A 23,355-nucleotide genomic window follows, 5' to 3' on the forward strand; every position below is an offset into this window, starting at 1 on the left:
CTTTGTTGCTGCCCCGTCAAGCCTCGGAACGCCTTGGGCGGGCGTTCTGCCACCAGGCTAACGCCACCGCCGGCACGCCCGTTACGACGCTGATCAGTGCCAGCTCGGTGTTGGTCAGCGGCACGGCTCCTCCGCCCGGGATCGCCATGGTGATCCCGGCGACGATCAACATTAGCCGTATCGGCCATTGCAATATAGCGTTGAGCGTCAGATCGCCCACCCAGACCAGGTAGCCCTGCATGGCGCTGGCAATCAGTACGACACCGACGAAAGCTTGCACCAATACCACAGAGATCTCTGCCCATCCTCCCTGGAGAATCAAGGCGGGGTTTAGGACGAACAGGAACGGAATCACGTAGATGACGCTGCCCAGACGCATGGCCTGGAGCCCCGTTTCCATGGGCTTGGCGCCCGCTACCGTGGCCGCTGCGAATGCTCCAAGAGCCACCGGCGGGGTAATGAAACTCAGCATCCCCCAGTACAGAATGAACATATGCACTGCCAGCGGATCCAGGCCGCCACCCTGTATCAGCGCCGGAGCCAGGGCAACGGCGAGGAAGATGTACGCTGCTGTAACCGTCATCCCGATTCCCAGAAGAAAGCTGGTGGCAGCCCCCATCAGAAGCAGGATCAGAATATTGCCGCCGGCCAGAAAGATCAGATCATTGGCAATGGTGCCTGAGAGGCCTGTTACCGAAAGCGCGCCCACCAGCAAGCCAACGCCTGCGAGGATGGCGATCAGTTCGGCAAAGAGTTTGGCAGACCCGGAGAGAAAATCCTTCACCTCGGCCCAACCCCAACGTTGATAAGGAAGCACCTGATTGATAACCAGCAGCAAGGCTGTGGCATAAAAGGGTGCAATGGCTTCGCGACGTAGTATGAAGAGCATCCAGATGAGCAGTATGAAGACGAAGATGAAATACCAACCTTCCTTGATCGTCTGCTTCAGCGATGGCAATTCTTCCTGTGGCAGCCCGCTCAGTTCGTACTTGGCCGCGTAGGCGTCGATCTGGATGAAGAGTCCGAGAAAATACAAGGCCGATGGGACTACCGCAGCCAGCGCTATGTCGCTGTAGGGGATATTCAGGAAACTGGCCATAACGAAGGCCGTCGCGCCCATGACCGGTGGCATCAACACGCCCCCGGTCGAGGCGCACGCCTCCACACCTGCGGCGTATGAGCGGCTGAATCCGACCCGGCGCATGGCCGGAATGGAGAGAACGCCTGTTGTGAGGACGTTGGTAATAACGCTGCCGCTCATCGAGCCCATGAGACCGCTTGAGAAAATAGACACCTTGGCGGGCCCGCCGCGTACATGTCCGAGCAGCGCAAACGCGAGGTTAATGAAAAACTTTCCGCCACCGGTCTTCTGCAGCGCAACCCCGAACAGCAGAAAGCCGATTACCAGGTTGGCAAAGGACTGCAGCGGGATGCCCATGATGCTTTCCCGGCTCATGGTGTGGTAAATCGCGGTCTGGTCGGCGCTCGACGGGAAGCCCTGGATCGGTCCGGGCATGAGGTCGGCGAAAATCGGATAGAGGCTCGCCAGCCCGACAATAAGCGCAATCGGGGTGCCGCCGGCGCGCCGTACGGCTTCCAGAACGATCGCCCACATCAGAAAGCTCATCACGATAGCGTGGTCTGGCGCTGAAAACGCCCAGCCGCGGTCCAGAATGCGCTCGCCGTGATAGACAAAGTATCCGCAGACAACCAAAGCGATGAGATAGAGTAGCACGTCGTACCAGGGCACCCTGTTGCGTGCAGCCCGTTCGCTTATTGGCCACAACAGGTAGACCTGCGGAAGCATCAGGGCCACCACTGCGTAGAAGAACTGGCTTTCAACCGATGTGATGAAGGAGAAAAAGCCCAGATTGAGAAGGTAATCCAGGGCGGTGACGGTCAGTATCAGCGTGCTTAGCCGCGGTAGCCACGCCCACTTTTCCGGAAGGCTTCTGATGCCGGAAATGGCGCCCGCGTCGGTTTCCCGTTGCTCGTGCATAGTAGTTTGGTATCCGGTTGGAATTATTGTTGGCTACTGGCCTTCGCGTCACGGTCCGGCCAGCAGCGCAATAAACAGCATGTCTAACGGAATACCGGGTTCATTCCTGCCGATTCAAGCGCCTTGGCGCGGGCATTCATCCAACCTTGCTTGAATTCCTCCTCGTCGCGTGGGGGTGTTGCGTCGGTGTACTCCTTCCATGTGGTCAGGAGAATCTCCTGACGCTTCACCAGACCGTCCTGATGGCTTTGCATCTCATCGGTCCAGTGTCCGATCTCCTTGTAATACTCGACAACTTCGTCATGGAACGGGATTACCCAGGACATGTTCTGGTTTTCGAGTGAGTAGCCCGCATTACCCGGCGCCGCATCCTTGTACTTGTCGATGTCTTCGATCAGAACACGTACCAGATTGCGCGCCACGCCTTTTTCAAGCGTCTCGTTAGCAACATAGATGGGGTAGGGGTAGCTTGCGCCTATCCAGGGATTCTCCTCGTTATAATTGCCCGCGGCGGCGGTCACTCTGTGAGGTTGAAAATAAGGCGCTACGGCCTGCAAACGCTGCCAGCCTTTCTTGTCATCAGGGTCCAAAGTCGGCCAGGTTATGCCTCGTGGGCTGGCTGCCAGCTGTTGGGCGGGCGGGGCAACGCTCATGGTGAAGGCCGTGTCGGACTGATGGCCAACGATGCCCTCAAAAGCGCGGCCATAGCCTGGGAACTCCACGCGTTTGACGTCATTCCATGTCAGGCCGCCGAAGGCGAGAAAGGCTTCGGTCCCGATGTTCAGCGCGTCATCACCGCGCACATATGAAATCCGCTTACCTCTGAGGTCGGCGGGTGTTTTGACGCCGATGTCTCCGGCGACAGCGACGCCGAGGCCAAAGTTGGCTGTTGAGGTAATGATCACGCGGATCGGCTGCGGCCCCCAATCAGGACCAGCGAACATCAGTACGCCCTCGAATCCGTAATAGCTGGCAACACCGCAAGCGCAGATCGGGACCCGGCCGGTCCGTAGCGGTGTCATACGGGAGACGTCGTTTTCTCCCGGCAGGATCCGGATCGAGGTGCCGTATTCGTTCTGCAGCAGATTACCGATGGACACCGCCTGAGTGTATCCGGCGGAGCCGGTTCCATAAGCGGTCATGACGAGAGTTTTGGGAAGGGTGACATTGTCGGCGCCGTTAGCCACACCGGTGGCAGCCGCCAGCAATCCGACAACTAGTCCTCTGGACATCGCAAGCATTGTGTATCCCCTGGCTTAAAGCCTTCACGTTATTGTTTTGCTATCGAAACGGGGTCGCGCAGCCTTATTCAAGGTAGTTGGCTTGGGCACGCGACGCAAACTGGCCTCCCCGGTGAGAGTGGCTGCGTTGCATTGGAGATCAATGGGAGCGTGCGGCTGTAGCGGTGCGGTAGGAGGCTTTTACGACCTCCCCGAGCCCGCTGCAGCGTTGCGCTGCGCGCTGTGGCTCAGGTCGGTGTCGGACGGCTCAGCGGCAGTTGCCTGCCTTGCGATAACCGCTGCTTATCGCCTGGGATTCACTGGAGAAGATGACCTGGTTCTTATCGCTGACACTTTCGTAACTGGGGCATCCGACGGGCAGGTGGTAGACCTTGCTGCGGCTGTTGCCGATGATCGGAGGAGCGGCTTCTGTGGGTTTCTGGCGAGTGTTCAAAGCGACGCGCACCCCGTCGGCAGTATTCTTATGGCCTTCATTCCAGACCCGCTGACCAGTAACGAATTCATTGTGATGCCCCATCAGGCGCGCTAACCGGCGGTCGCGCTCTTCTTCCCAGCGAGTAGGCGGAAACTGCCGGTTCCAGACCATCAACAGTTGCTGTTGCTGACTGGACATCCGCAGATCGTAGCGATCATGCATATAGAAATAGGTTCGGGCGATCTGGCCCTTTATCTCGTCGCGTGGCTGAACCACCCGCTGCGGGAAATCCACTTTGAAATCGCAGGCACCGTGCTGGTAAGGCGCATCAGGCAGCATGCCGAAGCGGTAGTTGCTGCGGTCGGCATTGGTCTCGCCAATCGATGGCGCCAGGTTATGCAGATCGGCCTCCATCACGTTGAATACCGGATCGCTGCGCTTGCAGTTGGAACGGCCGCCTTGCTGCCAGCACTGTCGCTGTTGGCCGAACAAGGACGCAGGAACGATGTGCTCCCATTCGATGCGTATCGCCCGGGTATCCTGGGCGCGAATGCTATAGCCGCAACTGTCGAGATCAACGCGGCCGCCTGAGCGCCCCGTCCACTCCCATTTGCATCCGCAGTAGAAAGTGCCAGTGCCTTGCTGATTCTGATCCTGATACACCTGCTGGCGGGTGAGGATCTTTGCTGCTTCAAAGGAAACGGGCGCTGCGAGGGCCGGGAGGGTGACGCAAAGAAAACTCACCACGAAGGTGGCAAATGAAGACAGGCGAGAGTGTTTGAGCATGAAGGCTGCTTATACGAGAAATGAGCGAGCGCAAGCGGTACTGCATAGCGGTGCTAGCGAAACGGTAAGTGCGCTATTTTAAAGGAGTTTTTCAGATAGTGCGCAACAGTTTGCGCACTTTTATGGGCTGTTACTTCCGGCGCGGAATTGGGTTTCTCGGGGTTGGCGTGCGTCTCGGGCCGCGTTGCGACGCGCCGACAGGGTCTGGTTGCTCGCTTTGGTGGCTAGCGAACTCGGCGTAGCGCAGGCGCGCTACACCCCCAGGAAAACCCGTCCCTGCGAGAGAGACTTCTTCCTGGGGTTGGCGTGCGCCTGCGCGCCGACAGGTCGGCTAAACACGCAAACCCGGCGTAGAGTCCGATGCGCCCAAACCTGCATTCACGTTGTGAATGCGCCCGATCACGGGGATTCGTTTCAAATCCATGCTGATTTTGCGTAATGTATCGGTCCTCAGCGGGCAGACCGGCTGGTCACCTGCGCCACATTTTTCAGATCTGGAGGTGAGCTGCGATGGCATCATTCGAGAGTATCAAACAGGTAGGTGTGATCGGCGCCGGGACCATGGGTCGCGGTATCGTGATGAACTTCGTCAACGCCGGCTACCCGGTGGTCTGGCTGGATGTAAATGCCGAGATGCTTGAAAAAGGCCTCGAGGATATCCGCAACACCTACAAACGCTCCGTTGCCCAGCAGCGCTTCGATGAAAACGAAGCGAACGCCCGCGTCGAGCGCATCCGTACCACGCAGAACTATGCGGATTTGGCTGATATGGATCTGGTGGTCGAAGCCGTCTACGAGAACATGGAGCTGAAAAAGCAGATCTTCGGTGAGCTGGACAAGGCGGTTAAGGCTTCCGCTATCCTGGCGACCAATACGTCCTACCTGGATATTGACGAAATCGCTTCCGCTACCCAGCGTCCGGCCCAGGTGCTGGGTCTGCACTTCTTCAGCCCTGCACACATCATGAAGCTGTTAGAAGTGGTCCGCGGCAAGGCTACCGCGCAGGACGTGCTGGATGCCTGTCTGGCGGTCGGTAAAAAGATCGGGAAGGAAGCTGTGCTGGCGGGTAACTGCCATGGCTTCATCGGCAATCGCATGCTTTCCATGTACTCGCGCCAATCCCGTGAAGTGGTGCTGGAAGGCGCGACTCCGTGGCAGGTCGACCAGGCGCTCCAAGGTTTCGGCATGGCGATGGGTCCGTACCGTATGTACGACGTGGTCGGTGTGGATCTGGGCTGGCGCTCACGTCAGTTGGCTGGCGTCGGTCGCGGCGAGCCTATCGTATGGCTGGATAACAAGCTGTGCGAAATGGAGCGCTTTGGTCAGAAGAGTGGTCACGGTTTCTACAAATACGAGCCCGGCAGCCGCCAGGCGATCCACGATCCGGAAACCGACATGCTCGCGCGCGAAGTCGCCGAAGAGGCTGGCTACACCCAGCGTGATGTGGGTGACGAAGAGATCGTTCGCCGCTGTATCCTGGCGCTGGTCAACGAAGGCGCGCGCATTCTGGACGAAGGCTTTGCCGAGTCCGCCGAGGATATCGACCGCGTATACCTGTACGGCTATGGTTTTCCGAAAGAGCGTGGCGGCCCGATGAGCTATGCAGACAGCCTGGGGCTGGATGTGGTTCTGGAGCAGATTCGCGAGCTTGAAGCGTCCAACGGCGAGTTCTGGAAGCCAGCGGCCGGTTTGGTCAAGCGCGCTGAAGCTGGCGAGCGTTTCACCAAGGGCTGATTTGCTGATGGTCTGAGCAGCCTGTATCGACGCTGTTTGGATCGACTAAAAAACCGCGTCTGGGTTCACCTGCGCGGTTTTTTTTGTGGGGTTTTGGCTGGCCTGGCGGCCAGGTCGTGCCGAGGGCGACCCTTATATGGACCCGTCCTGTGTTGCAAGCCACATGACATTCGAGAATGAGATTGCACGCTTATATCCGGCCTTGTATATCGGGGTGTACGGCCCCTGGCCATTATGAGATGTGCATTCACTGTCCTTAATCTCCTACTCGGCTTCTAAGAGCCAGGTGTCGCCTAAGGTTTCAGTGAATCGATCTTATCTGTCGTGTCGTAATGGTCTGCGCAACCTCGGATGAGTAATAACTCTGTTTACTATCTGCCTGCCGCGGTCAGTCTCTCAGGCTTCCAGGCCTCGCATTGGCTGATAGGGCTGGCCTGTTTTCATGATTGCCCAGACGATACGAGCCAGCTTGTTCGCCAGGGCCACCACAATCTTGTTCACATGTTTGCCTTCCATGCTTTTGCGTTTGACCCAGCGACCTAGTCGCGAATCATTATCCGGCTGAACAAGCACCCGGTACGCCGCTCGTGCATCATGCACCAGTTGTTTGCGCACATGCTTGCTACCTTGCTTGGAAATGCCCAGCATTTTTCCTACACCACCCGTAGCATGCTGGCGGGGAGTCAGTCCCAGATAGGCGCCGAACTGTCTAGCCGACTTGAAGTGCGCGGCGTCACCAGCATGGCTGTACAGCAGCGTCGAGTTGACCAGACCAATACCCGGCAAGCTCTGTATCGCCTCGCAGACTGCATTTTCCTTAGCGATCAATTTCAACTCACGGTCGTAATCTGCAATCCGTCGCTCGCGTTCCAGCCATTGCTCGCGCAGATCATGGATCAAATGGCGAGCGCGTACACTCAGTGCTCGCTCGGCATCCTCAAGTATCAACGGCACAGTCTCACGCAGACTTTTGTGCCCTTGGGCAATGGTGATACCCATTTCCAGTAGCAGGCCACGCAGCTCGTTACCGATGGCCGTCTTCTCCTTGACCAGGCGTTCACGTACCCGGTGCAAGGCCTGGATATCCAGCTGTTCAACTGACTTTACTGCGACCGAAGGCATACTAGGCCGGGCAGCAGCCTCGGCAATAGCCTGAGCATCACGCTGGTCATTCTTGTGCACCTGCACGAAGGGCTTAACGTAGCGAGGGTGAATGATCTTCACCTCATGCCCCAGCGCCTTGATTTGGCGAGCCCAGTAATGCGCTCCGCCGCAGGCTTCCATGGCAACTAAACAGATTGGCTGAGTGGCCAGGAAAGGCAGCAACTGATCACGCTTGAGCTGCTTGCCGAGTATCTTATGTCCCCGGCTATCGTTGCCGTGAAGCTGAAATACCTGTTTGGCGAGATCGATTCCAATAATGCTAATCTTGCTCATGGATGGACCCTCCTGCTGTGATGCCGACCCGTGATTGTGGACAAACTCAATCATGGCACAGGGTGGGACGGGTCCATCTCATTTCCTACTGGGTAGATCGAGCTTTCTTTTGAGATTGGCGCTCGGACCGACGATGCGTCGAATCTCCCACAGGTCGGTTTCGCTTAATATTGCTCGTGGAGCGTCGCGCGGACCCTGCGTCCGACACAGATTGGTTTACGGTCTTGGTAGGAGGGTCGCCCTCGGCGCGACGGCGTCCGCAGGACGCCTGATTTTAGCTTGTATTGAGCCTTGTTCGTTCTGTCTCAGTTCTTTTTGCCCGGCGCAAGCCCTTCCACGGGCTCGCCGCCCAGCGTGGCCTCTTTCAGCACAATTTGGTAATGCTGCCCGTCTGTCTCGATCTGATTCAGGCGCACCAACAGATATTGCCAGTCCTTGGCAAACCAGATGGTGGTTTCACGCTCGGCGTCGGGTTCGCGTACACGCTCAACCTCAACGGCATCGAACTGCCCGACACGAGTCGTGACCCGATCTTCACCCACCACCCGGAAGTGATATTCCTCGATGTCGTCGCCATCCACTACCCGGTAACGCATGTCGGTCTTGCCTGCGATGAGGTCGCGTTGCAACGCGAGCTGGTAGGTTGTCTTGTCGAGCAGGCCCGGTTCGGTCGGGAGAGTGAAACGCTCTTTTTTATGATCGCCCGTTACAACGCCCGATTCCCAGTCGAAGTGCTGGGTGGTGGTACGGCTGCGGCCCAGGCCGCGACGCTTGTATTCATATTCTGCGGGGATAATCGCGTCTTCCTGTAGCAGGAAGGTGCTTTTTTCGGAGAGCCGTGCGACGAACATGCCGGCACTGAACTCCAGGGTCCAGGTGCCGTCTGCGTTTTCGGTGAGTGAATGATTGGCTTCGCCGTTGAGCGGTACGTTGCGCATGTCCGCAGCGTAACTTGCGGTAAAGGGGAGAATTTCCTGGGCACTTGCCATGCTACTGCCGATTACAAAGGCGAGAGCTGTGAGCCAGCCTGCCTGGCGTAACCCGCGTATGTGCCGCTGTCGATCATGCATGTGTATCCCTCAATTTTCAGAGACTGCTGGATGTTCACGGCAGATGGCCACAACACAGACGGCAGCAGACCCTATTCAATTTGTTCCGGTTCGATACCTCTGGGCCCAAGGGGCTCGTTATCCAGGCAGGCACGACTATCAATCAGTCGGAGCCGGCCGCTTGCGAACAGGTTCATGGTTAGAGGATATAGCACATGTTCCTGGTGCTGGACTCGCTCGGCCAGGGATTCGGGCGTGTCGCCTGCAATAACCGGAACCCGTGCTTGTACGACCAACGGTCCGCCATCAAGTTCTTCTGTGACGAAATGCACTGTGGCTCCGTGCTCGCTGTCGCCCCCTTCCAGGGCACGCTTGTGCGTGTGCAGTCCCTTGTATTTGGGTAGCAGTGACGGATGGATGTTCAGCAGTCGGCCGTGGTAGTGGTTGACGAATTCCGGGGTTAGGATGCGCATGAAGCCGGCAAGGATCAGCAAGTCTGGTCGCAAGGCGTCCAGGCTGCTGATCATCGCCCGGTCGAAACTCTCGCGGTCCGGGTAGTCCTTGTGGTTGAGTATCAGCGTGTCGATACCGGCGCGCCTGGCGCGTTCCAGCCCATAGGCATCGGGCCGGTTGCTCAACACGGCGACGATTTCGCCGTGTTGCCGGTCAAGCTTGTCGATCAATGCCTGCAGATTGCTGCCAGATCCGGAGATCAGCACTACGATGCGACAGGCCACAGGTCAGTGACCGTTACGCAGGACGACAGCTTCACCGTTTTCTGCAGCGGCCTCGATCCGGCCGATCACCCAGGGCTGCTCACCGGACTCTTGCAGGTTCTGCAGTACCGCATCCGCTTGATCGGCGCCCACGCAGATGACCATGCCCACGCCGCAATTGAGTACACGGTGCATTTCGGTCTCGTCCACGTTGCCCTGTTCCTGCAACCAGTTGAATACTGCAGGACGCTGCCAGCTGGACAGATCGATGCTGGCACCAGCGCCGTCGGGCAGGACGCGCGGAATATTTTCCAGCAGCCCGCCGCCGGTGATATGTGCCATGGCCTTGACCGCGCCAGTCTGCTTGATCAGCTGCAGGAGGGCTTTGACATAGATGCGCGTCGGCGCCATCAGCAGTTCGGCCAGTGGCTTGCCGTCCAGAGTGATATCGCCGATGTCGACATTGGCCGTCTCGATGATCTTGCGAATCAGAGAGTAGCCGTTGGAATGGGGACCGGAGGAGGGCAGCGCAATGAGGACGTCGCCGGTCTGCACCTTGCTGCCGTCAATGATTTCGGATTTTTCGACCACGCCGACACAGAAGCCCGCCAGGTCGTAATCGTCGCCCTCATACATGCCGGGCATTTCGGCGGTCTCGCCGCCCACCAGTGCGCAACCGGCCAGTTCGCAGCCCGCACCGATACCGGTCACGACTTGCGCAGCGACATCGATATTCAGCTTGCCGGTGGCGTAGTAATCCAGGAAGAACAGCGGTTCTGCACCGCACACGACCAGGTCGTTGACACACATCGCCACCAGATCGATACCGATGGTGTCGTGTTTGCCCAGGTCCATCGCTACGCGCAGTTTGGTGCCCACACCGTCCGTGCCGGAGACCAGTACCGGCTTTTTATATCCTTCGGGGATTTCGCAGAGCGCGCCAAAGCCGCCCAGTCCACCCATGACTTCAGGGCGAGTGGTACGTTTGGCGACATGCTTGATGCGGTCTACCAGAGCGTTCCCAGCGTCGATGTCGACCCCGGCATCCTTGTAGCTGATCGAAGGTTTGGAAGGGTTCTGGCTGCTCATGCGTCGGTCTCGATGGTCGAAAAAAGGGGCGAGCGGCCAGTGCTCGGGCCGGCCGCAGGGAAGTGGGCTAGTGTATCAATACAACCGCATCAGGACCATGCTCACGACGCCTTCGGCACATTGAACGGGAAGCCGCTCTAGCTACCTCGAAGCCCAGCTGCCAGGGCTGTTGGTGCGGCTTGGTTGCCGCCGCTCCGGCGCTTGTTTAATGTATGCGCTTTAATACAGCTGCAGTACTCGCATCAGCGAGACAAAACCAGCACCAGCCGAGCGGAATCGCCCATGTTTTCTTTGCGCACTGTTGTCGTCAGCCTGCTATCTCTGGTGCTGTGGACGCCTTTCAACCTGTCTGCCGCGGTCCTCGAGGGGTTGTATCGGGTCAATCAGCCACAGGCAGAAGACGCGTCCCGGGACGAGACGCTACGCCAGGCGGCGGAAGTCATGTTCACCCGCGTGGGTGGCGCGAATGTCAATCTGGACAGCGGTCCAGTGGCGAATGCCTTGAGCGACCCGCGTGATCTGGTGCGCCGGATCAGCGGACGGGACGGGTCCCTGCTCGTTGAGTTTGAGCCCTCCGCCGTACGCCGGGTGATGGTCAGCGGTGGCCTGCCCATGCTGGGGCGCAGTCGCCCCGGTATGCTGGTCTGGGCGGTCGAGGCGCGGACCTTGGGTGATGAGCTGATCGGTGCCGGGAGCACCTGGGGCGATCGTCTGAAAACCGCCGCTGCCTATCGCGGTGTTGCGTTGAGCTTTCCCATGGGTGACCTCGAAGACCGGGGCATGGTGACTGAAGAAGTCGTGCGCCAGGGCAATCGCGAGGATTTGCTGGAAGCCAGCGAGCGTTATTCCAGTGAGGGCGTGCTGGCCGTCGCGTTCACCGCCAACGGCGAAAGTACCCGTGCTGACTGGCATATGTGGCTGAACGATCGAGCTTACTCCGGTCGTGTCAGCGAGGATGACCCCGCCGCGGCTGCCGATCAGATAATGCGCGAGGTGGCAGCGGCTGCGTTTGAGCAATATGCCGTGCCCGCGGTATCCGAGGAGGAGCTGACCCGCTGGACGCTCGTGGTGCAGGACATCAACAGCGTCAACGATTACGCCAGCCTGCAGGGAATGCTGCAGCAACTCGGTGGCCAGAGCACACCGCAGATGCTCTCGGTGGACACTGACGTGGTGACCGTCCGTATTGATTTCCCTGGCAGCGAGTCGCAGCTTGAGCGCATGCTGAGCCTCGATCAGCGTCTGGTACGCATACCGGCTCCCGAGCCTGAACCTGTCGAGCAAGGGCCCATCCTGCTGCCTGAGCCTGCCCCTCAACCGACGCCTGCATTGGGCGCTACTGATCAGTCGGGCGAAACAGGTCCTACCGATGACCCGCTGAATGCGGACGCCGACACGCTGACGGAGCCGGAACAGGCTCCGGTGAATGTGTTGCCGGAACCGGTCGAGCCGGATCCCCATACGCTGTATTACCGGTGGCGTTGATCACTGCTCGATTGCCACGAGGGCAACAAGATGATTTTTGATTCGCGATGGTTATGGCTGGCGGGGCTGCTTGCCGCAGTGACGATGGTCTATCTGCTCAGTCCGATCCTGTCGCCCTTCCTGATCGGCATGTTGCTCGCTTATCTCGGTGACCCGCTGGTCGATCGGCTGGAATCCTACGGGATGTCCCGGGTGGTGGGTGTGTTGGTGGTGTTTGCAGCGGGCGCAGGTATCCTGGCGTTGGCGCTTGTTGTGCTGATTCCGCTGCTGGGTAATCAGATTTCTGCCTTACGTGAACAGATTCCGGACATGCTTCGCTGGATAACTGAGGTTGCGCTGCCCTGGATCCAGACCAGAACCGGTGTGCCGATTACCGAGGTCAGACTTTCAGATGTGGGCGAGCGCATCCGCGAAAATCTCGGCGAAAACACTGGCGTAGTGGGTGCGTTGCTGGCGCAGGCAACCCGCTCGACAATGGGGTTGCTGACCTGGGTGGTCAATTTCGTGATGATCCCCGTGGTTGGCTTTTACCTGCTCAGGGATTGGGATGTCATTGTTGCGCGCATCAAGGGTCTGCTGCCGCGCGACCACGAGCCGCTGGTAGTCAAGCTGGCCCACGATTGCGACGAAGTGTTGGGCGCCTTCATCCGCGGCCAACTGCTGGTGATGCTCGGTCTGGGTATTCTCTACTCGCTGGGCCTGTGGGCGGTGGGCCTGGAGCTGGCTTTATTGATTGGCATGGTTGCGGGGCTGGCGAGCATCGTGCCCTATCTCGGATTTGCTGTAGGCATGGCAGCGGCACTGGTAGCTGCTATTTTCCAGTTCGGTGATGTGGCGCATCTGGTTGCAGTGGTTGCTGTGTTTACCGTGGCGCAAACCATTGAGGGGACCGTGCTTACGCCCTGGCTGGTGGGCGACCGTATCGGTTTGCACCCGGTGGCGGTGATTTTTGCGGTGCTTGCGGGCGGACACCTGTTCGGCTTCGTCGGTATACTTCTGGCCCTGCCGGTGGCGGCGGTGATCATGGTGCTGGTGCGTCATGCACATCAGAGCTATCTGGCGTCCGAGACCTATCAGAAATCCGACGATGAAGGGATTATCGAACTGGACGAGTTGAGAGAAGAGTGATGCTACCGGGCCAACCGATGCAGTTGCCACTTGGCGTCAAGCTCCGGGATGAGGCGACTTTCGCCAATTATTTTGCTGGCCCCAATGCAGTGGTCGTTGCGGCTGTGGAAACGCTTGCTGATCCGGCGTCATCCGCTGCGGAGCAGTGTGTCTATCTGTGGGGCGCGGCGGGAAGCGGCAGGTCGCATCTGCTGCAAGCCGCGTGTCACCGCATGGCTGATAACAACGGGTTAGCGATGTACCTGCCGCTGGATGACGTCATGGATCACGGTCCGGACATCCTTGAAGGCATGGATCAGTTCGATCTGTTATGCCTGGACGGGCTCGATGCGCTCGCCGGCCGGCATGAATGGGAAGAGGCGCTGTTTCATCTGTACAACCGATTGCGCGATCAGGGTGGCCGGCTGCTGGTGGCGGCTTCGGCCACGCCCCGTGAATTGGATCTTGAACTGCCTGACCTGGCGTCGCGTCTGAGCTGGGGCGTGGTTTACCAGCTGCAAGCTCTGGGTGATGAAGACAAGCAACGCATGCTCAAGCTGCGTGCGGAACTGCGTGGGCTGCAGCTTCCTGATGAAGTCGCCCGGTATATTCTCAGCCGTGGATCGCGGGGGATGACGGATATCTTTGCGGCGCTTGAGTTGCTCGATCAGGCTTCGCTGCAAGCCCAGCACAAACTGACGATTCCCTTCGTGAAACGTGTGATGGGCTGGTGATCAGGCCGCTGGCCTGACCACACCTCCATCTGCACCGTCAAACCTCGCCTGCACGCACCCGTTGCGCCTGAAAGGCCCAGCGTATGAAGTACAGCGCAGCGAGGAAATACACCGACGTGAACAGCACCAGCAATCCGCCATAGACCTCCCGCCCCGGCTGGAAACACACCAGCACGCCGTGAATGAAATACAGGTTGATTACGAAGCACAGGAACGCGTAAACACGCGGCCAGCCCATCAGTATGCCTGGCAGAAAGATCAGCAGCGGAATCAGTTGTACGCCGAGAATCACCAACGGATTGGCGCCGTGCAGGTCGGCGAAAAAACCGTTGTAGATCAGTATGGTCAATAACAAACCCAGGTAGCTCAGGGTGCCGATTACACGTGTTGCCTTGACCCGCGGCTCAAGAAAATCCAGCGCAGGGAGCGGCTTATTGCGGGCCATTGGCAGCCCCCGCAGCCAGTTGTTGTGCAATCACTGCAACGCGGCGGCCCAGCGCCTGGCACAACGTTGCCTCGTGCTCGTCAACCTTGCGTGATCCGTCTGCCCCGGCGTGATGACTGGCCCCGTAGGGTGTGCCGCCACCCCGGGTTTCGGTCAGAGCCGTTTCGGTATAGGGCAGGCCAACGATCAGCATGCCGTGGTGCAGAAGTGGCAATTGCATCGACAGCAGTGTTGTCTCCTGACCACCGTGCAGGCTGGCCGTGGAGGTGAAAGCGGCCGCAGGTTTGCCAGCGAGCGCGCCGGATAGCCACAGGCTGCTGGTGCCATCGACGAAATATTTCAGCGGTGCCGCCATATTGCCGAAGCGGGTAGGGCTACCGAGTACCAGGCCTGCACAGTTGCGCAGATCATCTTCGCTGCAGTACATCGCTCCGCTCTCCGGAATCTCCGGAATGCTCTGGCGGTTATCTGCAGACACCGGAGGCACAGTGCGCAACCGCGCCTCCATACCGCCCCGTTCGACGCCTTCGGCAATCAGTCGCGCCATTTTCGCGGTAGCGCCGTGCCGGCTGTAGTACAGCACCAGAACATAGGGTGCGCTCATGCGAACAACTCCAGAACCCGTTCCGGCGGCCGGGCGACAATAACGGTATCGCCTTTCACCACAATGGGCCGTTCGATCAGCTTGGGATAATCGACCATAGCCTGAACCAGTTGCGCCTCGCTCAGGTCAGAATCGTCAAGGTTCAGCTCTTTGTAGACATCTTCGCCCTTGCGCATCAGCTCGCGTGCACTCATGTTCAGCTTTGATAGCAGTTCGCTCAGCGTGGCATTGTCCGGCGGCGTTTCGAGGTAGCGAACCACCTCAGGCTCAACACCCTGCTTTTCGAGTAGCTCAAGGGCCTGGCGGGACTTCGAACAGCGGGGGTTATGATAGATACGCACGACTGCCATGGGTTTCTCCGATTCGGTCAGCGATAGCCGGGCCTGGGTGGCTCGCGGCAGGTATGATGGCTATTCTAAGCGTTATAAACCCAGCTGTCAGGGAGCCGTGATGCAGCCTCGATTGGAACAATCGGTGCATTTCTTACGTTATCTGGTCAAACGATTCTTCGCCGATAACTGCATGGAGACTGCAGCAGCTCTGACCTATACAACCCTGTTCGCTGTGGTGCCGATCATGACGGTCACCTATTCGATGCTGGCGGTTATCCCGCAATTCGGTGACGTCGGCGCACAGATTGAAGACTTCATCTTCCAGAATTTCGTCCCGTCGACCGGGGAGGCGTTGCGCCAGTACCTGTTCAGGTTCTCGGAACAGGCACGCCAGCTGACTGGCGTGGGTATTGCCACGCTGATGATTACTGCCTTTATCATGATGTTGAAGATCGAGAGTTCATTCAACGATATCTGGCACGTGCGCCAGCGTCGGCGGGGTATTTCCAGCTTTCTGCTGTACTGGGCTGTGCTCAGTTTGGGGCCGCTGCTGCTCGGCGCAGGTTTCGCCGTGAGCACTTATATCGCGTCCATGTCCCTGTTGCGCGAAGGTGCGGTGTTCGCCGAAGCTGGACGCTGGATGCTGAGGTGGGTGCCGTTGTTGTTGAGCATGGCAGCCTTTACCCTGACCTATATGGCTGTACCGAACACACGGGTGCCCTTGAAGCATGCCTTGGCCGGCGGGGTGCTGGTGGCGCTGTTATTCGAGAGTGCCAAGGCTATATTTGGTCTGTATCTGCGGTTGTTTCCGGGATATGAACTGATCTATGGCGCGTTCTCGGCGTTCCCGCTGTTCCTGCTGTGGATTTTCATCAGCTGGATGATCATCCTGTTCGGCGCGGAGCTGGTGGCCAGCCTCGCCAACAGTCAGGCGTGGAAGCGTCCCGTATACCCGCGTCTGGTCTATCTGCTGGGCTTGTTGCGGATATTCCTCGATGCGCACAGCCGTGGCCAGTCCGTGCATCTGGACAGGGCGAGAGCTGCTGGATGGGAGTTTCGCGAGGACGTATGGCTGGAAATGACAGACTGGCTGGAATCCGAGCACATCATTACCCGGGTCCAACAGGGCGGGTTCGTTCTCAGCCGTGATCTTGAGGAGATAGACTTGGCTGATTTCCTGGCCAATGTGCCGGAAGCGATTCCCGGTCCGGGTAGATTGCCGCGCCAGCTGGCAGGCGATCCGGCCTGGTATCCACCCTTTGTTGCCGCTGTCTCTGAACTGGAGAATCAGCGCAGACACATCATGGGCGGCAGCCTCAAAAGTTGGCTATGTGGCGCCGGCCATGCCGGGCAGACTGCTTACTCTGGTTCTGACAAGGAGACCCAATGACCACCCCCCTTAGCAGATTCTGGCTACTCGGCATGTTTTTTATGTTGAGTGCCTGCGGCGGCAATAGCTGGCAGGATCAGCACGGTAACCGTATCACTGAGGACGAGCTGTCCGGGCGGCCGATGCTGGTGAATTATTGGGCGGAGTGGTGTGGGCCTTGCCGTGACGAACTGCCCGAGCTGAATGCACTGGCCGAAGCGCGGCCGGATGTTGCAGTGCTGGGGATCAATTTTGACGGCATAGACGGAGCCGCCCTGACGCAGCTCAGCGACGAAATGGGCATAGACTTTCCGGTGCTGGGAAAGGATTTCGCCGAGACCATGCAGTTGGTGCATCCACAAGTATTGCCGACCACTTATCTACTGGATGAACAGGGAAACGTGATCCGTACGTTGCAGGGGCCGCAGGATGAAGCAGCCTTGCTGGCAGCGCTTGACGACGCAGCGGTGACGCCATGAGTCGTTTTACCATGCATGCCTGCGTCCGGGGCCGGGTGCAGGGCGTAGGGTTTCGGCACGCGACGGTACAGCAGGCAAGCAAGCTGGGTATCGTTGGCTGGGTGCGAAATCTACCGGATGGCTCAGTCGAGTGCCTGATTACCGGCCCTCAACAGGCAATCGATGATATGACCGACTGGTTGCGAACCGGCCCTGAGCGTGCCGGAGTGGATTCGCTTGAGCTGATTGCGCGTGAGCTGCAGGAGTTCGACAGGTTCGAGCAGAGATAGAGTCGATTCGCGAGGGCTTCAGTCTTTCACGTACCAGTAGCGGTACCAGTAATCCTGTACCTTGTCCGGGTATCTATGGCTGCCAAGACTGCCGTTATACCGGCCGAGGGCCCGCCGAAGATTGCCTTTCTCAAGGTTCAGATAGTATTTGAGGATGGTGCAGCCATAGCGCAGGTTGGTCGCCAGATCGATCAGATTGTCTTCCGGACGCCCCAACTCCTTCTTCCAGAACGGCATGACCTGCATGACACCCTGCGCGCCGACTCGCGACAGCGCGTAACGGTCGAACAGGCTTTCTACGTGAATGACCGCCAGGACCAGATCGGGCTTGAGCCCGGCGCGGGTCGCCTGGCTGTGAACCTGACGCAGGAAGTGCAACCGCTCCCGTTCGTCCGGCAGGTAGTGGCGCATGCGTGTCGACATGTCCAATAGCCAGACTTCGGCATCGAAGCGATCATCGAAACTGTCGGCTTCGGCAATTGCTTCAATGAGAGCCGCTTTGAGCGCCGGGTCGACCGTGGCCGGCGCGTTGGCAAACGCGCCGGAGCAAGGCCCGAGGAGCAGGGCGGTCACTATCCATGTGGCCAGCCGGATCATGGGTGTGATCAGGCCTTGGTAATCTGTCCAAGCAGAAAATCGAGCATTTCTGCAACCGGCAGGTTCTGTGCGTGCTTGTCCCGACGGTATTTGTACTCCAGCTGGCCTTCAGCGAGGCCACGGTCGCTGATCACCACGCGGTGCGGTATGCCAATAAGGTCCATATCGGCAAACTTGACGCCAGGGCTGGTTTTCTTGTCGCGGTCGTCCATCAGCACATCGATACCGGCCTGCTGCAGCGCTGCGTAGAGCTCTTCGGTTTTCTCGCGCACTGCTTCCGAGCTTTCCATCTTCATCGGAATCAACGCCACCTGGAAGGGCGCAAGGGCGTCCGGCCAGAGAATGCCCCGGTCGTCGTAGTTCTGTTCGATGGCCGACGCAACAACGCGGGACACACCAATGCCATAGCAACCCATGGTCAAAGTGGTGGTTTTGCCTTGTTCATTGAGCACCTGGCAGTTCATCGCTTCGCTGTACTTACGGCCAAGCTGGAAGATGTGACCAACCTCGATGCCGCGCTTGATGACCAGTGTGCCATTGCCGTCCGGGCTGGTGTCGCCCTCGACCACGTTGCGCAGATCGGCTACTTCGCTGAACTGAGCGTCGCGATCCCAGTTCACGCCAGTAAAGTGTTTGCCGTCTTCGTTCGCACCGCACACGAAATCGGCCAGCCAGGCTGCGCTATGGTCGGCAATTACCTTGATGTTCAGTCCAACTGGACCAATGGAGCCGGGCTTGCAGCCAATCACTTGCTGGATCTGCTGCTCGCTGGCAAAAGTCAGCGGCGCATGGATAGCCGGATGGTTCTCGGCTTTGATTTCATTAAGCTCATGGTCGCCGCGCAGGATCAACGCAATCAGCGGCTGCGGCTTATCCTTCTCGGCAGCGCCAAGCACGATAAGCGTCTTCACCGACTGCTGTGCCGGCACCTTGAGGAACTGGCTGACCGCCTCGATAGTGAGCTGATCAGGTGTGTCTACCACCTGACGTTCCTGACTTGGTGCTGGGCGGTCGCCCGACGGCAGCAGGGCTGTGGCCTTTTCCATGTTCGCGGCGTAGGAGCCGGAATCGGAAAATACGATAGCGTCTTCACCGGACTCGGCCAACACGTGGAATTCATGCGAGCCTTCACCACCGATAGAGCCGTTATCGGCCACTACCGGGCGGAAATCCAGGCCAAGGCGGCTGAAAATATTGCAGTAGGCCTGATACATGACATCGTAGGTTTGCTGCAGTGACCCCTGGTCCATGTGGAAGGAGTAGGCGTCCTTCATGGTGAATTCCCGGGCGCGCATCAACCCAAAACGTGGGCGAATCTCGTCACGGAACTTGGTTTGCACCTGATACAGGTTGAGCGGCAATTGCTTGTAACTGCTGATCTCGTTGCGCGCCAGCTCGGTGATGATTTCTTCATGTGTCGGACCCACGCAAAATTCGCGGTCGTGGCGATCCTTCAGGCGTAGCAGTTCGGGTCCGTATTGCTCCCAGCGGCCGGATTCCTGCCAGAGTTCCGCGGGCTGAATGGCCGGCATTAATACTTCCAGGGCGCCGGCATTGTCCATTTCTTCACGGACGATTTTCTCGACCTTACGCAGTACCCGCAGCCCCATCGGAAGCCAGGTGTACAGGCCGGAGGCGATCTTGCGAATCATGCCGGCGCGCAACATCAATTGATGGCTGATGACCGTAGCGTCCGCGGGTGTTTCCTTGAGGGTAGAGATCAGATAGTTGCTGGTACGCATAGGGAAGGAGGGTCCTGAGATCAAGGTCAGATTTATCGGCCGTATTGTACGGTTGTGACTGGCCTGCGTATAGCCTGGCCCGGCGCCTGGCAGGGTTACGTGCGAACAATAAAAAACCCGGCCGAAGCCGGGTTTCTCAATCAACTACAGCCTGGGTTACAGCAGATCCCAGGAGTAGGAGACAATCAGGCGGTTCTCGTCGATATCGCCATCCCACTCCCTAACGCCTCCGGCAGCCTGACGTACTGTCGCGTTGCGCCAGAGGATGTTGAGACCTTCAAGTGTACCGTTCTGTACGGTGTAGCTGATGTTGGTGTCACGTTCCCAGCGGCTGTCGCGCTCAATATCTTCGTAGTCGGTGTCGATGTCACTGCTGGTGATGTAGCGGGTCATGAAGGTCAGACCGGGGATACCCAGGCCGGCGAAGTCATAGTCATAACGGGCCTGCCAGGAGCGCTCGTCCTTGGCGTTGAAGTCGGAGTACTGAACCGAGTTGGCCAGGAAGACCGCGCCATCCATGTAGGAGTAACCGCTGTCACCGTTCATGCGCTGATAGGCCACGGTGAAGCCATGGTTGCCAGCGCCCAGAGTCAGGGCGAGAGAGGTGGCGTCATTGTCATAGGTCGTCGCGCCAGGACTGTCATCAGAAGTGTGATAGTGCGACAGCTCGGAGGTCAGACTCAGCCCGTCAGTCAGTTCGGCGGTATGAGCGAGGCCCAGGAAATGGCGCTTCCACATTTCATCCGCCTTGGAGGTGTACAGCGTAGCGGCCAATGCGTCGTTGAATGTATAGGAGCCGCCCAGGTAGCTGACATCTTCGCCTTCAACGTCGTATGCGCCGTCAGTCTGCGATGAACCAGCCATCTCGCCCCGATCCGTCATGCGGCCGGCTTCGACGAACAATCCGTCAATGGACTCGTTGGTTACGCTATAGCCGAAATAGTGGTTGGGCAGCAGACGGGCGTCTTCATAGGCGACAACGGGGTTTTCCACGAAATGGGTACCGTAGCGAAGTACGGTGTCTTCCGCGATGCGCCCTTTTACTGTCCCGCGAATTTCAGCGTATTCATTGGGAGCGGTACCGTCGGGATCAACTGGAAGGATACCTGTTCCGGTCCGGCCTCCGCCGCTGTCCAGCTTGAGGCCGCCCATGGCAGTTACATCGAAGCCCAGGCCGATCAGGCCTTCGCTATACCCGGACTGGAAGTCGAGAACCATACCGGTCGCTGCTTCTTCACGGATGCCGTCAGAATTGCCGTCGGCATCACGGAAATCACGATTAAAATACATAGTACGGCTGCTCAAGGTCGCCGTTGCGCCTTCAACAATGCCTACACCGGGAGTGGATTCTTGTGCCAGCGCCTGTGATGCAATCAACCCGTTACCCATGGCCACGGCCAGAGCGAGGGAACTCCATTTGACAGCGTTTCTCATTGTGTACTCCTTCAGTAAAAAAGCTTCGAGGTCCAACTGAACCAATTTTCTTTTTTATTATCCGGTAACATTAAAGCACTAAATGGAATAGGTGTGAAAGAACGACATTCCGACACCGTTTCTAGACTTATTCAGGTCCAAGTTTGTCGTAGCAACAGATGTCGGTAGCCGGCTGGCAATGAATGCAATTCGGTGAGATATCGTGCTCCTTTCCGTGGCCAAACTGAATATTCGGTTCATTGTTGAATTCATCTGGGGGGCATATGTTCGAACTTCATCCGCAACTCGCTCATGATGGCATTTTGATAGGAGATTATCCGCTCAGTCGTTTGCTCATGATCAATGACGCCAACTATCCTTGGTTTGTATTAGTCCCGCGGCGCGAAGAAGTCCAGGAGATATTCCAACTGGATAAGGCGGACCAGGCCCAACTTCTGGAGGAGTCATGCCTGTTAGCCGAAGCAATCAAGGATGCCTTTGCTGCCCATAAGCTGAATATAGCTGCGCTGGGAAATATGGTCAGCCAATTACATCTTCATCATATTGCGCGGTATCGTGATGATGCGGCTTGGCCTTCGCCGGTTTGGGGTAAGCATCCGGCGAAGCCCTACCAGGAAGCAGAGTGCCACGAGCGCATCGGCAGGCTGCAAGCCGTTCTGTCAGCCGACTTTGTATTTGCGGAGGTATGACATGAGCAAACAACTGGAAGACCGTATCGATGATCTGGAAGCCAAGATGGCTTTTCAGGACGACACCATCCAGGCCCTGAACGATATGGTGGGTAAACAACAACTGGAACTGGATACCTTGCGCCGGGCTGTGGAGTTACTAGCCAGCCGCCAGGCAGATCTGGCAGCGTCCTTGCCGGGAGAAGCGGCGGATGATGAGCCGCCGCCGCATTACTGATCACACCGCTGATTGCAGGCAGGGAATCAGTCGATAATTGTGACGTCCTCTGCCTGCAAGCCTTTTTCTCTGCGCGCTACCACGAATTCAACGCGCTGGCCTTCTACCAGAATACGGTGCCCGTCGCCGCGGATTGCGCGGAAATGGACGAATACGTCTTCGCCCTGATCCCGGGAGATGAAACCGAAGCCCTTGCTGGTGTTGAACCATTTGACAGTGCCGGCTTCGCGGTCATCGTCTTCTTCGTACGTGTCGTTCTCATCTGCTCGACCTGAATGAGAGCGGGCAAGTTGTCTGACCAGAGCAAGAATAGTGCTGATGCAGACAGCCGCAATTGCCATGGCGAGCGCGTAGATCATCAACGCTTCAGCAGCTACAGCGCCAAACAGGACAGCGAGCGGAATCAGGGTCGCAATTATCAGCAGGACACCTGCGATGAGCCATGCAATGCGCCGTCCTGATGCAGCGGGCACAGCCGCGTTATTGAACTGCTGCATATTGATCAGACCCAGCAGCATGGCAGCAAGGGCAACCAGATCGATCGGGCCGGCCTGGGAAAAGAGCGGAATGCTGAAATACAGCCCGGTGAATAGCGCCACCAGACCGATCAAGAGGTGAAGATAACGAATGCTTTTCAAGTTGTTCATCCTTAGATTCATGACAATAAAATAAACCGGCAAACGGCGATTTATGGCCGGGTGCGAACTCTAACCTGAAACACCCAGTGTCACAAAATGGACGAAGGTCGACCCTGGTTAAAAGCGGACCAGGCCCGCTTTTAACCAAGGGATTGCTGTCGTTTCGTCGCGGCCGCGAACAAACGTCAGTCTATGGTGCTCAGCTTTCCAGCAGGCTGCGCAACATCCATGCGGTCTTTTCGTGAAACTGCATGCGCTGGGTCAGCAGGTCAGCGGTGGGTTCATCATTGGTTGAATCACAGGAGGGGAAGATGCCGCGCGCAGTGCGCACGCAGGCTTCGTGTCCTTCAACCAGCAGGCGGATCATATCCTTGGCTTCGGGTACGCCTTCCTCTTCCTTTATAGAGCTCAGCTCGACAAACTTCTTGTAAGTACCCGGCGCCGGAAAACCCAGGGTACGGATGCGCTCGGCAATATCATCCACTGCCAGCGCCAGTTCGTTGTAGTGGGTTTCAAACATCATATGCAGCGTCTGGAACATCGGACCTTTGACGTTCCAATGGAAGTTGTGGGTCTTCAGATAAAGCGTATAGGTGTCAGCCAACAGGTGAGATAAACCGTCAGCGATGGTGGCGCGGTCTTGTTCGGAAATACCGATATCGATTTTCATGGGGACTCCTTGGTTGATCGAACGTACAGAACCTCTATAGCAACGCTTAGGCAAGCCATGCCGCGGTGAGTTTGCACG

At 58.0% G+C, this 23,355-nt stretch carries 24 protein-coding genes; 9 read left to right on the top strand and 15 right to left on the bottom strand.

Going from position 1 to position 23,355, the window contains the following annotated elements:
* Positions 1–16: 16 nt before the first annotated feature.
* From HG264_RS00560 to HG264_RS00570, 3 genes are all read right to left on the bottom strand, one after another.
* Positions 17–1,999: a TRAP transporter permease gene (locus HG264_RS00560; RefSeq protein WP_169405839.1), complete on the bottom strand. Its 1,983-nt coding sequence runs from the start codon at positions 1,997–1,999 to the stop codon at positions 17–19.
* Between the two features lie 83 nt (positions 2,000–2,082).
* Positions 2,083–3,240: a TAXI family TRAP transporter solute-binding subunit gene (locus HG264_RS00565; protein WP_169405840.1), complete on the bottom strand. Its 1,158-nt coding sequence runs from the start codon at positions 3,238–3,240 to the stop codon at positions 2,083–2,085.
* A gap of 247 nt (positions 3,241–3,487) precedes the next feature.
* Positions 3,488–4,441: an endonuclease gene (locus HG264_RS00570; RefSeq protein ID WP_169405841.1), complete on the bottom strand. Its 954-nt coding sequence runs from the start codon at positions 4,439–4,441 to the stop codon at positions 3,488–3,490.
* A gap of 510 nt (positions 4,442–4,951) precedes the next feature.
* Here HG264_RS00570 and HG264_RS00575 point away from each other — a divergent pair.
* A complete protein-coding gene (locus tag HG264_RS00575) occupies positions 4,952–6,175 on the top strand; it encodes a 3-hydroxyacyl-CoA dehydrogenase (protein ID WP_169405842.1) in 1,224 nt (407 codons plus the stop codon).
* A gap of 396 nt (positions 6,176–6,571) precedes the next feature.
* Here the strand turns inward: HG264_RS00575 and HG264_RS00580 are convergent, their stop codons facing one another.
* From HG264_RS00580 to purM, 4 genes are all read right to left on the bottom strand, one after another.
* A complete protein-coding gene (locus HG264_RS00580; protein WP_169405843.1) occupies positions 6,572–7,612 on the bottom strand; it encodes an IS110 family transposase in 1,041 nt (346 codons plus the stop codon).
* 305 nt (positions 7,613–7,917) lie between these two features.
* Positions 7,918–8,682 (bottom strand): DUF3108 domain-containing protein, encoded by a 765-nt coding sequence (locus HG264_RS00585; RefSeq protein WP_372240188.1) that lies wholly within the window; start codon positions 8,680–8,682, stop codon positions 7,918–7,920.
* Between the two features lie 71 nt (positions 8,683–8,753).
* Positions 8,754–9,398, bottom strand: coding sequence for a phosphoribosylglycinamide formyltransferase (gene purN / locus HG264_RS00590; RefSeq protein WP_169405844.1), 645 nt, complete (start codon positions 9,396–9,398; stop codon positions 8,754–8,756).
* Between the two features lie 3 nt (positions 9,399–9,401).
* Entirely contained in the window at positions 9,402–10,466 is a 1,065-nt protein-coding gene (gene purM, locus HG264_RS00595; RefSeq protein WP_169405845.1) for a phosphoribosylformylglycinamidine cyclo-ligase, read from the bottom strand.
* Positions 10,467–10,748: 282 nt separating this feature from the next.
* Here purM and HG264_RS00600 point away from each other — a divergent pair, with 282 nt between their 5' ends.
* The 3 genes from HG264_RS00600 to hda are packed head-to-tail and all read left to right on the top strand — an operon-like array spanning position 10,749 to position 13,792.
* Positions 10,749–11,951 carry a DUF2066 domain-containing protein gene (locus tag HG264_RS00600; protein WP_169405846.1) on the top strand — a complete coding sequence of 401 codons (1,203 nt, stop codon included), beginning with the start codon at positions 10,749–10,751 and terminating at the stop codon, positions 11,949–11,951.
* Positions 11,952–11,981: 30 nt separating this feature from the next.
* Positions 11,982–13,079: an AI-2E family transporter gene (locus HG264_RS00605; RefSeq protein WP_169405847.1), complete on the top strand. Its 1,098-nt coding sequence runs from the start codon at positions 11,982–11,984 to the stop codon at positions 13,077–13,079.
* 17 nt (positions 13,080–13,096) lie between these two features.
* On the top strand, positions 13,097–13,792 hold the full coding sequence (gene hda / locus HG264_RS00610) for a DnaA regulatory inactivator Hda (RefSeq protein WP_256663728.1): 696 nt from the start codon (positions 13,097–13,099) through the stop codon (positions 13,790–13,792).
* A gap of 37 nt (positions 13,793–13,829) precedes the next feature.
* Here hda and HG264_RS00615 read toward each other — a convergent pair whose 3' ends face one another.
* The 3 genes from HG264_RS00615 to arsC are packed head-to-tail and all read right to left on the bottom strand — an operon-like array spanning position 13,830 to position 15,191.
* The gene (locus HG264_RS00615; RefSeq protein ID WP_169405849.1) at positions 13,830–14,237 is read right to left on the bottom strand and encodes a DUF2069 domain-containing protein; all 408 of its coding nucleotides are present in this window, start codon (positions 14,235–14,237) and stop codon (positions 13,830–13,832) included.
* Positions 14,224–14,841 (bottom strand): NAD(P)H:quinone oxidoreductase, encoded by a 618-nt coding sequence (gene wrbA / locus HG264_RS00620; protein WP_169405850.1) that lies wholly within the window; start codon positions 14,839–14,841, stop codon positions 14,224–14,226. Before wrbA ends, HG264_RS00615 begins: the two co-directional genes overlap by 14 nt.
* Complete coding sequence (gene arsC, locus HG264_RS00625) at positions 14,838–15,191, bottom strand: arsenate reductase (glutaredoxin) (protein WP_169405851.1); 354 nt, start codon at positions 15,189–15,191, stop codon at positions 14,838–14,840. The genes wrbA and arsC overlap by 4 nt, the downstream gene beginning before the upstream one ends.
* Before the next feature lie 100 nt (positions 15,192–15,291).
* Between arsC and HG264_RS00630 the strand changes: the two genes are divergently transcribed.
* The 3 genes from HG264_RS00630 to HG264_RS00640 are packed head-to-tail and all read left to right on the top strand — an operon-like array spanning position 15,292 to position 17,290.
* Complete coding sequence (locus HG264_RS00630) at positions 15,292–16,563, top strand: YihY family inner membrane protein (RefSeq protein ID WP_169405852.1); 1,272 nt, start codon at positions 15,292–15,294, stop codon at positions 16,561–16,563.
* Positions 16,560–17,021 carry a TlpA disulfide reductase family protein gene (locus HG264_RS00635; RefSeq protein ID WP_256663729.1) on the top strand — a complete coding sequence of 154 codons (462 nt, stop codon included), beginning with the start codon at positions 16,560–16,562 and terminating at the stop codon, positions 17,019–17,021. Before HG264_RS00630 ends, HG264_RS00635 begins: the two co-directional genes overlap by 4 nt.
* A complete protein-coding gene (locus tag HG264_RS00640; RefSeq protein ID WP_169405853.1) occupies positions 17,018–17,290 on the top strand; it encodes an acylphosphatase in 273 nt (90 codons plus the stop codon). The genes HG264_RS00635 and HG264_RS00640 overlap by 4 nt, the downstream gene beginning before the upstream one ends.
* 18 nt (positions 17,291–17,308) lie before the next feature.
* Here the strand turns inward: HG264_RS00640 and HG264_RS00645 are convergent, their stop codons facing one another.
* The 3 genes from HG264_RS00645 to HG264_RS00655 form a co-directional block, all read right to left on the bottom strand.
* A complete protein-coding gene (locus tag HG264_RS00645) occupies positions 17,309–17,887 on the bottom strand; it encodes a transglycosylase SLT domain-containing protein (protein WP_169405854.1) in 579 nt (192 codons plus the stop codon).
* A gap of 8 nt (positions 17,888–17,895) precedes the next feature.
* Positions 17,896–19,629 carry a proline--tRNA ligase gene (locus tag HG264_RS00650; protein WP_169405855.1) on the bottom strand — a complete coding sequence of 578 codons (1,734 nt, stop codon included), beginning with the start codon at positions 19,627–19,629 and terminating at the stop codon, positions 17,896–17,898.
* 156 nt (positions 19,630–19,785) lie between these two features.
* The gene (locus HG264_RS00655) at positions 19,786–21,063 is read right to left on the bottom strand and encodes an OprD family outer membrane porin (RefSeq protein WP_169405856.1); all 1,278 of its coding nucleotides are present in this window, start codon (positions 21,061–21,063) and stop codon (positions 19,786–19,788) included.
* A 263-nt stretch (positions 21,064–21,326) separates the two neighbouring features.
* On the opposite strand from HG264_RS00655, the gene HG264_RS00660 reads away from it, so the two are divergent.
* Together HG264_RS00660 and HG264_RS00665 are read left to right on the top strand one after the other, a co-directional pair.
* The gene (locus tag HG264_RS00660) at positions 21,327–21,752 is read left to right on the top strand and encodes an HIT domain-containing protein (RefSeq protein ID WP_169405857.1); all 426 of its coding nucleotides are present in this window, start codon (positions 21,327–21,329) and stop codon (positions 21,750–21,752) included.
* A gap of 1 nt (position 21,753) precedes the next feature.
* Positions 21,754–21,969 carry a SlyX family protein gene (locus HG264_RS00665; protein WP_169405858.1) on the top strand — a complete coding sequence of 72 codons (216 nt, stop codon included), beginning with the start codon at positions 21,754–21,756 and terminating at the stop codon, positions 21,967–21,969.
* Positions 21,970–21,995: 26 nt separating this feature from the next.
* Here HG264_RS00665 and HG264_RS18675 read toward each other — a convergent pair whose 3' ends face one another.
* The gene (locus tag HG264_RS18675; protein WP_306085223.1) at positions 21,996–22,616 is read right to left on the bottom strand and encodes a cold-shock protein; all 621 of its coding nucleotides are present in this window, start codon (positions 22,614–22,616) and stop codon (positions 21,996–21,998) included.
* Between the two features lie 190 nt (positions 22,617–22,806).
* The gene (locus tag HG264_RS00675; protein WP_169405859.1) at positions 22,807–23,277 is read right to left on the bottom strand and encodes a Dps family protein; all 471 of its coding nucleotides are present in this window, start codon (positions 23,275–23,277) and stop codon (positions 22,807–22,809) included.
* Between the last annotated feature and the right edge of the window lie 78 nt (positions 23,278–23,355).

The organism is Pseudomonas sp. gcc21 (assembly GCF_012844345.1).
Taxonomy (GTDB): Bacteria; Pseudomonadota; Gammaproteobacteria; order Pseudomonadales; family Pseudomonadaceae; genus Halopseudomonas.

Bases quoted from the DNA above. Each gene is read 5' to 3' on its own strand.
- HG264_RS00560 (WP_169405839.1), bottom strand. From the start codon at position 1,999: ATGCACGAGCAACGGGAAACCGACGCGGGCGCCATTTCCGGCATCAGA.
- HG264_RS00565 (WP_169405840.1), bottom strand. From the start codon at position 3,240: ATGCTTGCGATGTCCAGAGGACTAGTTGTCGGATTGCTGGCGGCTGCC.
- HG264_RS00570 (WP_169405841.1), bottom strand. From the start codon at position 4,441: ATGCTCAAACACTCTCGCCTGTCTTCATTTGCCACCTTCGTGGTGAGT.
- HG264_RS00575 (WP_169405842.1), top strand. From the start codon at position 4,952: ATGGCATCATTCGAGAGTATCAAACAGGTAGGTGTGATCGGCGCCGGG.
- HG264_RS00580 (WP_169405843.1), bottom strand. From the start codon at position 7,612: ATGAGCAAGATTAGCATTATTGGAATCGATCTCGCCAAACAGGTATTT.
- HG264_RS00585 (WP_372240188.1), bottom strand. From the start codon at position 8,682: ATGCATGATCGACAGCGGCACATACGCGGGTTACGCCAGGCAGGCTGG.
- purM (WP_169405845.1), bottom strand. From the start codon at position 10,466: ATGAGCAGCCAGAACCCTTCCAAACCTTCGATCAGCTACAAGGATGCC.
- HG264_RS00600 (WP_169405846.1), top strand. From the start codon at position 10,749: ATGTTTTCTTTGCGCACTGTTGTCGTCAGCCTGCTATCTCTGGTGCTG.
- HG264_RS00605 (WP_169405847.1), top strand. From the start codon at position 11,982: ATGATTTTTGATTCGCGATGGTTATGGCTGGCGGGGCTGCTTGCCGCA.
- hda (WP_256663728.1), top strand. From the start codon at position 13,097: ATGCAGTTGCCACTTGGCGTCAAGCTCCGGGATGAGGCGACTTTCGCC.
- HG264_RS00615 (WP_169405849.1), bottom strand. From the start codon at position 14,237: ATGGCCCGCAATAAGCCGCTCCCTGCGCTGGATTTTCTTGAGCCGCGG.
- wrbA (WP_169405850.1), bottom strand. From the start codon at position 14,841: ATGAGCGCACCCTATGTTCTGGTGCTGTACTACAGCCGGCACGGCGCT.
- arsC (WP_169405851.1), bottom strand. From the start codon at position 15,191: ATGGCAGTCGTGCGTATCTATCATAACCCCCGCTGTTCGAAGTCCCGC.
- HG264_RS00630 (WP_169405852.1), top strand. From the start codon at position 15,292: ATGCAGCCTCGATTGGAACAATCGGTGCATTTCTTACGTTATCTGGTC.
- HG264_RS00635 (WP_256663729.1), top strand. From the start codon at position 16,560: ATGACCACCCCCCTTAGCAGATTCTGGCTACTCGGCATGTTTTTTATG.
- HG264_RS00640 (WP_169405853.1), top strand. From the start codon at position 17,018: ATGAGTCGTTTTACCATGCATGCCTGCGTCCGGGGCCGGGTGCAGGGC.
- HG264_RS00645 (WP_169405854.1), bottom strand. From the start codon at position 17,887: ATGATCCGGCTGGCCACATGGATAGTGACCGCCCTGCTCCTCGGGCCT.
- HG264_RS00650 (WP_169405855.1), bottom strand. From the start codon at position 19,629: ATGCGTACCAGCAACTATCTGATCTCTACCCTCAAGGAAACACCCGCG.
- HG264_RS00655 (WP_169405856.1), bottom strand. From the start codon at position 21,063: ATGAGAAACGCTGTCAAATGGAGTTCCCTCGCTCTGGCCGTGGCCATG.
- HG264_RS00660 (WP_169405857.1), top strand. From the start codon at position 21,327: ATGTTCGAACTTCATCCGCAACTCGCTCATGATGGCATTTTGATAGGA.
- HG264_RS00665 (WP_169405858.1), top strand. From the start codon at position 21,754: ATGAGCAAACAACTGGAAGACCGTATCGATGATCTGGAAGCCAAGATG.
- HG264_RS18675 (WP_306085223.1), bottom strand. From the start codon at position 22,616: ATGAACAACTTGAAAAGCATTCGTTATCTTCACCTCTTGATCGGTCTG.
- HG264_RS00675 (WP_169405859.1), bottom strand. From the start codon at position 23,277: ATGAAAATCGATATCGGTATTTCCGAACAAGACCGCGCCACCATCGCT.